General features: G+C 59.3%; 14 protein-coding genes. 8 read left to right on the forward strand and 6 right to left on the reverse strand.

Annotated features, from left to right (window positions below):
• Positions 1-13: 13 nt before the first annotated feature.
• Positions 14-256: a hypothetical protein gene (locus ACX3YD_RS12765; RefSeq protein ID WP_047529928.1), complete on the reverse strand. Its 243-nt coding sequence runs from the start codon at positions 254-256 to the stop codon at positions 14-16.
• Between the two features lie 163 nt (positions 257-419).
• On the opposite strand from ACX3YD_RS12765, the gene ACX3YD_RS12770 reads away from it, so the two are divergent.
• The 3 genes from ACX3YD_RS12770 to ACX3YD_RS12780 all read left to right on the forward strand — a co-directional run bounded on the left by ACX3YD_RS12770 (position 420) and on the right by ACX3YD_RS12780 (position 2,154).
• Positions 420-638 (forward strand): hypothetical protein, encoded by a 219-nt coding sequence (locus tag ACX3YD_RS12770; RefSeq protein ID WP_103404811.1) that lies wholly within the window; start codon positions 420-422, stop codon positions 636-638.
• A gap of 89 nt (positions 639-727) precedes the next feature.
• Positions 728-1,069, forward strand: a complete 342-nt coding sequence (locus ACX3YD_RS12775; RefSeq protein ID WP_458960130.1) for a hypothetical protein — start codon at positions 728-730, stop codon at positions 1,067-1,069.
• A gap of 575 nt (positions 1,070-1,644) precedes the next feature.
• Positions 1,645-2,154 (forward strand): hypothetical protein, encoded by a 510-nt coding sequence (locus tag ACX3YD_RS12780; RefSeq protein ID WP_458960131.1) that lies wholly within the window; start codon positions 1,645-1,647, stop codon positions 2,152-2,154.
• Positions 2,155-2,224: 70 nt separating this feature from the next.
• Here ACX3YD_RS12780 and ACX3YD_RS12785 read toward each other — a convergent pair whose 3' ends face one another.
• Positions 2,225-2,872, reverse strand: coding sequence for a helix-turn-helix domain-containing protein (locus ACX3YD_RS12785; protein ID WP_458960132.1), 648 nt, complete (start codon positions 2,870-2,872; stop codon positions 2,225-2,227).
• On the reverse strand, positions 2,869-3,030 hold the full coding sequence (locus tag ACX3YD_RS12790) for a hypothetical protein (protein ID WP_458960133.1): 162 nt from the start codon (positions 3,028-3,030) through the stop codon (positions 2,869-2,871). Before ACX3YD_RS12790 ends, ACX3YD_RS12785 begins: the two co-directional genes overlap by 4 nt.
• A gap of 265 nt (positions 3,031-3,295) precedes the next feature.
• Between ACX3YD_RS12790 and ACX3YD_RS12795 the strand changes: the two genes are divergently transcribed.
• Positions 3,296-3,511 (forward strand): TOBE domain-containing protein, encoded by a 216-nt coding sequence (locus ACX3YD_RS12795; protein WP_003173733.1) that lies wholly within the window; start codon positions 3,296-3,298, stop codon positions 3,509-3,511.
• Between the two features lie 70 nt (positions 3,512-3,581).
• On the opposite strand, the gene ACX3YD_RS12800 is transcribed toward ACX3YD_RS12795, so the two are convergent.
• The gene (locus ACX3YD_RS12800) at positions 3,582-4,214 is read right to left on the reverse strand and encodes a response regulator (protein ID WP_047529914.1); all 633 of its coding nucleotides are present in this window, start codon (positions 4,212-4,214) and stop codon (positions 3,582-3,584) included.
• Between the two features lie 34 nt (positions 4,215-4,248).
• Entirely contained in the window at positions 4,249-5,610 is a 1,362-nt protein-coding gene (locus tag ACX3YD_RS12805; protein WP_047529913.1) for a cache domain-containing protein, read from the reverse strand.
• Between the two features lie 344 nt (positions 5,611-5,954).
• Here ACX3YD_RS12805 and ACX3YD_RS12810 point away from each other — a divergent pair, with 344 nt between their 5' ends.
• The 4 genes from ACX3YD_RS12810 (at position 5,955) to ACX3YD_RS12825 (ending at position 10,499) form a co-directional block, all read left to right on the forward strand.
• Entirely contained in the window at positions 5,955-8,012 is a 2,058-nt protein-coding gene (locus ACX3YD_RS12810) for a carbon starvation CstA family protein (RefSeq protein ID WP_047529912.1), read from the forward strand.
• Positions 8,013-8,026: 14 nt separating this feature from the next.
• Positions 8,027-8,224: a YbdD/YjiX family protein gene (locus ACX3YD_RS12815; protein ID WP_047529911.1), complete on the forward strand. Its 198-nt coding sequence runs from the start codon at positions 8,027-8,029 to the stop codon at positions 8,222-8,224.
• Positions 8,225-8,446: 222 nt separating this feature from the next.
• Positions 8,447-9,352, forward strand: a complete 906-nt coding sequence (locus ACX3YD_RS12820; RefSeq protein WP_458960134.1) for a hypothetical protein — start codon at positions 8,447-8,449, stop codon at positions 9,350-9,352.
• An 82-nt stretch (positions 9,353-9,434) separates the two neighbouring features.
• Positions 9,435-10,499 carry a GGDEF domain-containing protein gene (locus tag ACX3YD_RS12825; RefSeq protein ID WP_256590279.1) on the forward strand — a complete coding sequence of 355 codons (1,065 nt, stop codon included), beginning with the start codon at positions 9,435-9,437 and terminating at the stop codon, positions 10,497-10,499.
• 21 nt (positions 10,500-10,520) lie between these two features.
• Here ACX3YD_RS12825 and ACX3YD_RS12830 read toward each other — a convergent pair whose 3' ends face one another.
• A complete protein-coding gene (locus ACX3YD_RS12830) occupies positions 10,521-12,086 on the reverse strand; it encodes an aldehyde dehydrogenase (NADP(+)) (RefSeq protein ID WP_458960135.1) in 1,566 nt (521 codons plus the stop codon).
• Positions 12,087-12,096 lie beyond the last annotated feature (10 nt).

Consider the following 12,096-nt stretch of genomic DNA (forward strand, 5'->3'; position numbering starts at 1 on the left):
GTCGGCGCTCCGCTCAGTGAGTTTTGGTGGTTCGACTGATGGCCCGGGCTTTGACTTCTTCGGCGTAACCCGCCAATCGTCCTTCATTGCTCTGGAAAACTTCGCACAGCCGCAGGGCGGCCTGTGCGTCTACATCATTGCCGGCCTGGCGTAACTGCTCGGCGATGCGTAACAGTTCCACGGCGGACCACCTCAGATCCGACGCAACACTCTGCAAATCACGGCGAAGTTCTTGTTCCGACTCGTTAAGCCACATGATGACCTCCTGAATGTCCGCACTACGAAATTTTAGACCCGTTTCCCAACGGGGCGTTGTGTTCGTCTGATCCCGTGCGGCTTCCTTTGGTCGGGAAGTTTGCGCGAACTCGTAAATCCGCTGTCGTATTGGAGTATCGATTTCCTGGGCGGGGGCAATGCAAATGACAACGACCGATGACTTCCGGGCGCACGCTCATGAGCTGATCGTGGATCTGGATGCGGCCACCAGCGCAATGATGACACTCATTTGCGAACACCGGCTCAGTGGGCCGGAATGGGAGCGGGTCACGCAATGGCAGCACGAGGCCTATGAGCGGTGGATGACTTATCTCAACACGCGCTCCTACCCCGGCCCCGGCGATAATACGGTCGGCCATTGAGTGGCCGGACTCACCAATGCTGTGGTGAGAAATGGATGTCAGGGCGACGATACGTTACATTTCATGTTTTCAGGTATTAAGGGCGCTTTATGCAGAGCCGGATGTTGATGGGCGGAGTTGGATTGGCGTTATTGGCGGGGTGTTCATTGCCGACGTCCCTGGTCCCAGGTGAACCGAACGTCAGCAAGTACAGTGAAAAGAAACCAAAAGAGCTCGCGGCGTGTGTGTTGCCCGAGTGGCAGAAGGAGATATCCCACACCACTCAGATCTCGATTTCCAACGGCTACAGGATTACCGCGCCGAGTATCGTCACTGCCGATGAAGTGCTGGATATCGTGAAGTACAAGGATGGCAGCCGCGTATCACTTTATCAGGGGCCACCCTGGGCCAAGTCAGGCGCGCTGCGCAAGGGCGTGCGCGACTGTCTGTAGGATTCAATCGGATAGTTCAGTGACCTGGATGAGTTGATCGTCACCTGTGTGGGCGGCAGCGGATCCTCTGATCCCGATTGCATGACTCAGGTTTCGCCCAAGTTAAGGTGATTTCTACCTTAGCCTTAAAAAATATCAGGATATTTAGAGGGTTAGAATGCTTAGTAACCAGGTAGTTAATTAAAATATCTTGTTACAGAGCGAAATATTCCGTAATATCCGCGCCGCGTTCACCACCACGGTTTATGCATTTTTAAATCCCGGGCGTCCATCAGCTGCCTGGGATTTTTTTTTGCCTGAAAATCAGCCGCGTTTAGAACGATTATTTCCTTCGGTTATTTAATTAGACTCGACTGGCATATCCATAACCGCGAAATCCACGTCATCGCTTTTGCCTTGTCCGTGATCGAAGACAATCATTTGTCATAACGGAAATATCCGTCCTGCCTGCCTCGTTAAAGCTGCCCTGACATCGACTTTGGCTGTTTGACCATCAGCTTGTTGCGCCTGGCCGATTCCATAGAATCCGCCCCATCAGCTTCGTCCAACTATCCGATCCTTCAGGGAGCAACACCATGATGAACGCCATGCCGATGCAAATGCCGATGAACACCAGCATGCCAACGATGCCGATGATGGGCATGCCGATGATGATGGCGACCATGACCTGCGAAATGATGGACGACGGCATGATGTGCAAGATGATGCCGGCCGCTGGCATGGACATGGCGATGTTCAAGAACAGCGCTGAAATGATGCAGATGATGATGAACTGCGGCATGCCGATGATGATGCACTGCGGCAACATGAGCATGATGTGCATGTCTCAGGCGAGCATGGCCATGCCGATGATGAACATGATGATGCCAATGCCGATGATGGGCATGCCGATGCCATCGATGAAGTGCGTGATGGAATGCACCATGATGGCCGACGGCATGATGTGCAAAATCATGCCGATGGCCGGCATGAGCATGGACATGATGAAAAACTGCTGCGCCCTGATGATGAAAATGATGAACGATTGCAGCATGCCGATGATGATGAGCTGCAATGGCATGCCACTGATGTGCTGCACCTGCTGATCCCTGGCGGCAAGCATTGAAAAGCCCGGCCAATGCGAATTGGCCGGGCTTTTCATTGGCTATCTGCGGTTCAGTCCAGGCGTTCGGGGTAAGTCACCACCAGGTACGCCACCGCTTCACTGTCGGCGGGGTTGCGATAGCGATGGGGCTGGTCGGCATAAAACAGAATCGAATCCCCGGTGGAAAGCAGATAGCGCTCATCGTTGACGCTGATTTCCAGCGCCCCCTGAGCCACCACCAGGTTTTCCTGGACACCAGGACCATGCCCCTCGGACTGATCCTCGCCCAGCGGGCTCAAGCGCAACTCGTAAAATTCCGATTGTCGCGCAACGTCGTAGGGAAACAGGGCGCGACTGACAAAAGTGCCGCTGGCGCTGACCAGGCGCTTGCTCTGACTGGCCGACAATACCGCCACGCCTTCAAAGGCCCGATGCTCAAGAAAGGCGGCCACCGATACCTTCAAGCCCTTGGCGATTTTGCATAGCACTTTGATCGACGGCACGCTGCGGCCGGATTCGATCTGCGCGAGCATCGCCCGGCTTACACCGCACAGTCGGGCCAGGGCATCGAGTGACAGAAGACGCTTGCTGCGCAGGCGTTGAAGATTCTGTGCGACCCGCTCGCAGTTGGCATCTTCATCCTGTGGGTCCAGGTGATTCAAATCCAGTACCGGTTCATCGGCGCTCACCAGCAAGCGCGAGGGTTGATGCGCGTTCACGCGTGACGCGTCTCGCTGGTCCGGGCAGCTTGTACCCATTGAAACGCCTGGAGTCCGGCGTTGCGTGCATACATTTCCCACATGGCCCGAGCCCGTTGCTGAGCGTGTTTGCGTTTGCGATAGCTGGCGAAGTCGATGAGGTTTTCAGTCGGATTCATGGGGCACTTCACTGTGTAGATGAATGACGGGATGAAGTGAGAGTACGTGGATATTTTTATAACGATAAATACTGTTTTTGTATTTGTTAATTCTATTTTGTTCTTATTGGAGTCAGCGTTTCAGGCCGTTGAATAGGGTGGCTTGATATCTCCAAAAAGAATAATAAAAGAATTATTTATTCCTTTTAATGTGTATTCACTCAGTGCACCTTGAGGTCCTGCACATCCATGTGGATGTACTCGACATCAGACAGGAAGCCTCACCATGACTATCAAAGCGATCAACGTCCGTAACCAGTTCAAGGGCGTCATCAAGGAAATTCTGCTGGGCGAAGTGGTCTCGGAAATCGACGTGCAAACCGCCTCCGGCATTGTCACGTCGGTGATTACCACCCGTTCGGTGCGCGACCTCGAGTTGAAAGTGGGCAGCGAAGTCATTGCCTTCGTGAAATCCACCGAAGTCTCGATTGCCAAGCTCTGAGGCCTGATACGACGGTTACCTGAAGGCGCCGGCTTGCCGGCGACGGCGATCCCGAGGGCACGAATGGGGGTTAGCGCGAAATGATCCCGTGATCGATCGCGTATTTGACCAGTGCCGCGGGTTTGTCGATGTTGAGCTTGCGGCGGATGCTCAGGCGATGGGTTTCCACCGTGCGCACGCTGATGTCCAGCTCTCGTGCCATTTCCTTGTTGTTCAGGCCCTGGGCCATTTTGTAGAGCACCTGGCTTTCACGAGGGGTCAGCTCATTGTCGGTGTTTTTATCGGCGATGAGCCGTTGGGCTATTTCGGCGCTGTAGAAGGTGCCACCGCTGGTGATGGCCTCGATGGCGGCGATGATCTCCCGTGACGGTGCGTTTTTCAGCACATAGCCGCTGGCACCGGAACGCACCGACTCACTCACGTACTCATAGTTATCGTACATGCTCAGCACCAGCACCTTGAGCGCCGGATACTGACTGCGCAGGACGCGGGTCAGTTCAAGGCCGTTCATGTCCCGCAGGCTGATATCGACCAGCAACAGGTCTGGCTGGCAGCGCCCGACCATCTCGATGGCCTCGGCACCGCTCTCGGCTTCACCCACCACTTCCAGGGGCGCCATCACGCCCAACAGCGCCTTGATCCCGTCACGGACCAGGGAGTGATCGTCAACCAGGGCGACGCGGATCGGGGAGGGCAGGGTCATCGTAGGCATTCACTCGTGTTGTTCTTGGGCGCAGTCAGCGTTGGCTGCCCGAGGGCTTCATGGGTAGCAGAACATCCAGCGAGCTTCTTCCCGGCATCGAGATCAACTCGAAACGCCCGCCAAAATGTTCGACACGTTCGCGGATATTACGCAAGCCAATGCCGGCGTGACGACGCTCGACCTGAGCGACGTTGAAACCGACACCGTCATCGACCACCGTCAGGCGCACGTTTTCTTCCGAACCGTGCAAGGTGATGGAGACGTTTTTGGCCTGAGCGTGGCGTTCGATGTTGGTCAGACCTTCCTGGACGATACGAAACAGCGAAACGGCGGCGCCATCGACCAACTGGCAGTCGAACTCGTTGTCGTTGTACGTCACCGTCAGCCCGCTGCGTTGCTCGAATTCGGCGGCCAGTTGGCCGATGGCGGCCGGCAGGCCCAGGGTGTCGAGCAAGGACGAGCGCAGGTCGTGGGAGAGGCTGCGCACTTCGCCAATCGCCTGGCCCAGGCGTTCAGTGGCGTCTCTCAAAATGCCCAGGCCTTTGTCTTGTCCGTTCTCCAGAACATGGCTGGCCAGTTCGAACTGAAACTTGATCGAGACCAGCACCTGACTGATGCCATCGTGCAGTTCGCGGGAAACCCGTGATCGTTCTTCTTCCTGCAGGCTGACAATGCGCTGGGTCAGGCGCTGCAGTTTTTTATCGGCCAGACGATGCTCGCTGACATTCAGGGTCATGCCGGTGGCGAAGACGAACAGCACGGCCACCAGTGCGACCACGGCAATCGCCATCATCGTCTTGCGAATGCCTTGGGCGACTTCGGCACGGGCCTGCTGGGTAGCGCGCTCGACGTCTTCAAGGTAGATACCGGTGCCGAGCATCCAGCCCCAACGGTCGAGCATCACCACATAAGCGAGCTTGTCGGTCACCTGGCCGGAGGAGGGTTTGTTCCACGCGTAGCGTTGAAAGCCTTCGCCCGATTGCGCGCTTTTGAGCAGCGCCTGAATCACCGGTAAACCGTGGGGGTCTTTCATGTCCCACAGGTATTGGCCTACCAGATCCGATTGCCGCGCATGCATCAGGCTGCGGCCCTCGTGGTCATAAACGAAGAAGTAACCGTTGATGCCAAAGCTCAGCTTTCGCAGTTCTTCGAGCACCTGTTGCTGGGCATGCGCGTCACCGTGGCCGTCGTCGTACAGCGGCGCGATCAGGCTCTGCGCCATTTCCACGTAGTTTTTCAGTTCGGCACGCTTGCTCGCCAGAATGCTGTCTTCGATCAGCTGTGCCTGTTGATCGCCCAGCTGGCGATTGAGGGAAATCACCAGCGCACAGATGACGGCGATGGCCAGTACCAGCGGCAGAATCCCGAGCGCGACGATTTTGTGTTTGAGCTGCATCTTGACTCCTGCCCCCGCGAAGGCTCGGGATCATATGCCAAACAAGCACCTTGTAGGAGATAGCCAAAGGTCCGCTGGTCATGCAGACCTCCTGCTCGGGAGGGGCGTCAACGATGACGCGGGTTGTCTGAATGCCCGCGTTGCCATGACGTACATCGCGAGCAGGCTCGCTCCTACAGGGGATTGGGGGAGGGGCGTCTACGTAGAACTACGTAGAAAACACGTACGTAGTAACGCGGATTTATTTGTGGACGACATACGGGGATATTGGGCCAGCTCCGCATTGCGGACACAATTATAAAAATTACCGCCGCAGTCCACTGGCTGTCGGCAGGAGACCTTGTATGCCCCGTCTGGCTAAACACCTTGCCTGGTTTGCCGTGGCCGTCCTGGGAGCGGTTGCGCTGAGTGTCGTGGCCTTGCGCCGCGGCGAAGCGATCAACGCCCTGTGGATCGTCGTTGCAGCCGTCGCTATCTATCTGGTTGCTTATCGCTATTACAGCCTGTTCATCGCTAATAAAGTGATGCAGCTCGACCCCAATCGAGCCACTCCCGCTGTGCTCAACAACGATGGTCTGGACTACGTACCGACCAACAAGCACGTGCTCTTCGGTCACCACTTCGCGGCCATCGCGGGCGCGGGTCCGCTGGTCGGGCCGGTGCTGGCGGCGCAAATGGGCTACCTGCCCGGCACGCTGTGGCTGATCGCCGGTGTGGTGCTGGCTGGCGCCGTGCAGGACTTCATGGTCCTGTTCATGTCCACCCGCCGCAACGGCCGCTCCCTGGGCGACATGGTCCGTGAAGAAATGGGCCGCATTCCCGGCACCATTGCGCTGTTCGGCTGCTTCCTGATCATGATCATCATCCTCGCGGTGCTGGCGCTGATCGTGGTCAAGGCCCTGGCGGACAGCCCGTGGGGCATGTTCACGGTCATGGCGACCATCCCGATCGCGATGTTCATGGGCATCTACATGCGCTATATCCGCCCGGGCCGCATCGGTGAAATTTCGGTGATTGGCGTAGTGCTGTTGCTGGGTTCGATCTGGCTGGGCGGGCAGATTGCCGCCGATCCGGTGTGGGCCAAAGCCTTTACCTTCACTGGCATCCAGATTACCTGGATGCTGATCGGCTACGGCTTCGTCGCTGCCGTGCTGCCGGTGTGGCTGATCCTGGCACCGCGCGATTACCTGTCGACCTTCCTGAAAATCGGCACCATCGTGGCCCTGGCCATCGGCATCCTGGTGACCATGCCCGAGCTGAAAATGCCGGCACTGACCCAATTCATCGACGGCACCGGCCCGGTGTGGAAGGGCGGTCTGTTCCCGTTCCTGTTCATCACCATCGCCTGTGGCGCGGTGTCCGGTTTCCACGCGTTGATCGCTTCCGGCACCACACCGAAACTGCTCGCCAGTGAAGGCCATGCCCGTTACATCGGTTACGGCGGCATGTTGATGGAATCCTTCGTCGCCATCATGGCCATGGTCGCGGCTTCGGTGATCGATCCTGGCGTGTATTTCGCTATGAACAGTCCGGCCGCCGTCGTAGGCGCCGATGCCGTGAGCGTCGCGCAAACCGTCAGCAGCTGGGGCTTTGCCATCACCCCGGACGCCCTGCAAGCGGTCGCCAGGGATATCGGTGAAACGACGATCCTGGCCCGTGCCGGTGGTGCGCCGACCCTGGCGGTCGGTATCGCGCAGATCCTGCACCACGTCCTGCCGGGTGAAAACACCATGGCGTTCTGGTACCACTTCGCGATCCTGTTCGAAGCGCTGTTCATCCTGACGGCGGTCGACGCCGGTACCCGTGCCGGTCGCTTCATGCTCCAGGATTTGCTGGGCTCCTTCGTGCCGGCGCTGCGCCGCACGGAATCCTGGACCGCCAACCTCATCGCGACCGCCGGTTGCGTGGCGATGTGGGGTTACCTGCTGTATCAAGGCGTGATCGATCCGCTGGGTGGCATCAATACCCTGTGGCCGCTGTTCGGCATCTCCAACCAGATGCTGGCCGGTATCGCGCTGATGCTCGGCACCGTCGTGCTGATCAAGATGAAACGCCAGCGTTACGTCTGGGTCACGCTGTTGCCTGCCGTGTGGTTGCTGATCTGCACCACCACCGCCGGCTTCATCAAGCTGTTCGACGCCAACCCGGCGATCGGCTTCCTGGCCCTGGCCAAGAAGTACAGCGATGCACTGGCCAACGGCCAGGTGCTGGCGCCGGCCAAGGACATCACGCAGATGCAGCATGTGATCTTCAACGCCTACACCAACGCAACACTGACCGCGCTGTTCCTGTTCGTGGTGTTTAGCATCCTGTTCTTTGCGCTGAAGGTCGGTGTCGCGGCCTGGGGCACCAAGGAGCGTACGGATAAAGAAGCGCCATTCCAGGCATTGCCGGAGGCGTAAGCGAGGAGTGCACCATGTTCAATGACCTGAGTCGCCTCGGTAAATACCTCGGTCAGGCCGCGCGCCTGATGGTCGGCATGCCCGACTACGACAACTACGTCGAGCACATGCAAACCAAACACCCGGACCAACCGGTGATGGACTACGAGGCGTTCTTCCGCGAACGCCAGGAAGCCCGTTACGGCAGCAAGGCTGGCCCGAAGTGTTGTTGAGCGAATGAAAAACCGGCCGGTCAGGCCGGGTAAATGAGAAGGTCAGTCAGACCAGGAAGCCCTGCAGGTTCACGCGTGCAGGGCTTTTTTCGTTTCGCTCGGCAGGCATTGGCGCGCCGGTTCACCTTGAGCTGATCCGCCTTTTTCCGCCACGCCTGATGCTTCCCGGCGCAATCGGCTGACCTCTACAGTCAAGAGCGCTACGTTACGGGAGATCAGGTCATGTACAGCTCACTGCAAATACCGGGCAGCGCTCGGCAGTTTCACGATCGGATCTATGCTGGCGACATCATTCGTATTGCCGAGTTGCCCGCCATGGCGGCACTGGTGGCATTGACCCGTGCATGGCTGGAGGACGCGCTGCATCCCTGGGCGCCGCCAGAGATTCACCGTTATCTGAGCCATGATGAACAAACGCTGCGTTTTGCCCAATGCCAGAACGCCTTTGCCCGCTCGAAAGAGGTTCGCGAGCATTGGCGGGGCGTGGTGGAAAGCCTGGGCCTGGCCCCCGATGCCCTGGCCTGTGACCGCCTGCACCTGCGTTTTCAACCTCACCGAGAACCCCGGCAATCGACGCCGCGCGCCCGCGCCACCGCCACCGTCGCCTTTCACCGCGATACCTGGGGCTCGAATCTCTATGCACAAACCAACTGGTGGGCGCCGATCTATCCGATCACGACGGGGCGGACCTTTGCCTTGTATCCGCACCTGTGGCAGCAAGCGCTGCGCAATTGCAGTGCGGATTTCGATATGCGCGCGATCCTTGAGCGCTCCCATCGTGACGGTCGTAATGCGGTGGATGCCGACGAGGCCATCCCGCATCTGCTGGAGGCAATCGACCCGCAGCAGGGGTTGGCCGTGGATATCGCCCCGGGGAGCCTGATTGCCTTTTCCGGGGCGCATGCCCATGCCGGCGTCGGTAACAACACCGGATTGACGCGAATTTCGTTCGAAACCCGCTCCGTTCTGATCGACGACGTGCTGGCCGGGTTGGGCGCGCCGAACATTGACGGTCACGCGCCGTGGCGTACGCCCGGGTTGTTTCGCCGAATGAGCGATACCCGGCGGCTGAACGAAATCCTGGGTTGCGGGTTCATCGAACCCTATCGACGGCCGCAAAACCGCTAGTTATGGATAGCCGTTTGTCGGGCGTATCGGTATGCTCCCCCGCACGCTGCGAATGCCCAAAACAAATAACCACAGTGATGCCATGAGCCAATCAGAATCGCGTGCGAATGTTTTAGCGCTGTATCCGGAAGACACCCGGGAGGCCGCGGCCTTGCTCAAGCAGGCCGTGCCCCTGATGGTCCGCCACAACATTGCGCCCAATCCTGTGCATTACGCACTCTGGTACACCTACAGCAAGGGCCAGGACCCGGAGCTCAATCGCCACCTGGACCGGGTGCTCAGAGACTTCGACTACTTTCCGCCGGAATCCGCCACCAAGCTGTTTCGCGAGCACATCATCCGTGACGAACTGGACGATGTCCGTGCGGACCAGCATCAGGTCATCAGTCTGGTGGATGGCATGGAGCGGGATGTCTCGCGCAGCGTAAAGGGCAATCTGACTTTTCAGAGCCGTCTCGGCCAGTGCATGGAGATGCTCGATGAGCCGGTCAGCGCTCGTCTGCCGGACATCTTGAGCGAGCTGCAGCAGAGCACCCGGCTGATGCAGAGCCAGCAGGAACACTTCCTTGCCCAGTTGCAATCAGCGCAAAGTGAAATCAAAACCCTGCGGGACAAACTCGAGCGTGCGCAACGGGCCGCCACGCTGGATGGCCTGACCGAGCTGCTCAATCGGTCTGCGTTCACCCGCCAGCTGGAGCAGGCGCTGGTCAAAGCGTCGCAAAACGTGGCGCTGGTCATGCTGGATATCGATCATTTCAAGCAGTTCAACGATCAGTACGGTCATCCGCTGGGCGATCGGGTGCTTCAGCATGTGGGTCAGGTATTGCGCGACGCGCTGCCAGCCAACGCTTTCGCGGCGCGCTACGGCGGTGAGGAATTTTGTGTGGTGCTCGAACACTGCGCCGATCTCACTGTGGCCAACGCCTTCGCCGAACAACTGCGGTTGAAAGTCCAGTCGCTGCGGATCAAGGCGCGGGGCACCGACACCGTGCTGGACACGGTCACCGCGTCCTTTGGTGTCGCCTTCACTGAACCCGGCGACAACCTGGAAAGCCTGGTGACCCGCGCTGATGACGCGTTGTACCAGGCCAAGCGCAATGGCCGGAACCAGGTGCATACCTTGGAAAAAGACCCGGCAACCCCCTGAGTACCGGGCCTTCGTTGACACCTACTGACCGTCCACGCTGCGTGGCACTGCAAGGGCGTTGATGTCTCGCAGTGCCTCCGGTAGCAGCGCATCGGGAAAGCCCTGATACGACACCGGACGCAGGAAACGCTCAATGGACGTCATGCCCACCGAGGTGAAGCGGCTGTCCGATGATGCCGGAAACGGTCCCCCGTGGATGGTGGCGAAGGACACCTCCTGTGGGTGGGCAAACGCGTTGACGACAATGCGACCGGTGCGACGCTCCAGTATCGGCAGCAAGCGCCGGGCCAGTTCGATGTCTGTCTGCTCAAGGTGCATGGCAGCGCTGAGCTGACCGCGAAGCGAGCGGGCGACGGCGAGCATTTGCGCCGCGTCCCTGACCTTCACCAACAACGCCGCCGGCCCGAACACTTCGTGCGCCAGTGCCGTCTCGCTGAGAAAATGCGCGCCATCGACTTCCAGCAACGCAGAGTGGCCATCCAGATCCCCATGGGCGCGCTCCCCCTCGACCGCCAGTCGGGCGCCGGCGCGTTGCAGGTCGTCGAGGCTGCGGATGTAAGACGCATGAATGCCCGGCGTCAGCATCGGACGCGCAGCTGCTTGGGCCACGCGCTGGGCCATCGCGGCGCGCAATGCGTCAAATCCGGTGCCTTCGATGGCGATCAGGATCGCCGGTTTGAGGCAGGCCTGACCGACATTGACCAGCATGCGCTCGGCGAAACCATCACCGATCTGCGAACCGCGCCCGGCCAGCGCGTGGGGCAGGACGAATGTGGGGTTGACGCTGGTCATCTCGGTAAACACCGGAATCGGGTCCGGGCGCCGTTGCGCACGACGGTACAGCGCCATGCCACCTTGTTCCGAGCCGGTGAAGGTCACCGCCTTGATCAGCGGATGGTCGACCAGGGCTTCGCCAATCGCGTTGCCACTGCCGCGTACCATGGAGAACACACCTTCAGGCAGTCCGCTGTCCTGCACCGCCTGGCGGATGGCTCGGGCCTGAATTTCCGAGGCGCCCGGGTGGGCGTTGTGGGCCTTGACGATGACTGTTGCGCCAGAGGCCAATGCTGAAGCGGTGTCGCCCCCGGCCACCGAGTAGCTGATGGGGAAGTTGCTCGCGCCAAAAATCGCCACCGGGCCGATGGCGATTTTCTGCAGTCGATGGTCCATGCGCGGGCGGGGTTGGCGATCAGGTTGCGCCGGGTCGATGGCCACTTGCAGGAAGCGCCCTTTGCGCACGACATCGGCGAACTGGCGGAACTGGGTGGTGGCTCTTGCGACTTCACCCTGCAGTTGCGCCTCGGGCAAACCGGTCTCCAGCGCTGCCCGTGCGGCGAGCTCTTTGCTGGCGGCATCGAGATGGTCGGCGATGCGTTCGAGGAACGCCGAGCGCTCGGCGAGCGAGGTATGGCTGTAGGCGTCAAAGGCCTCGTCGGCGAGGGTCGCGGCCCTGTCGACCTGCTCGACGCCGCCCAGGGCGAAATCCGGCTCGATGAGCTGGTTGGTCGCGGGGTTCAGCGCCTTCATGGTCCCTTCGGTGGCAGGGATTTCATGGGCGCCGATCAGCAGATTTCCGGTCAATTTCATTTTGTGCACC

Source organism: Pseudomonas fluorescens group sp. PF-1 (assembly GCF_054481335.1).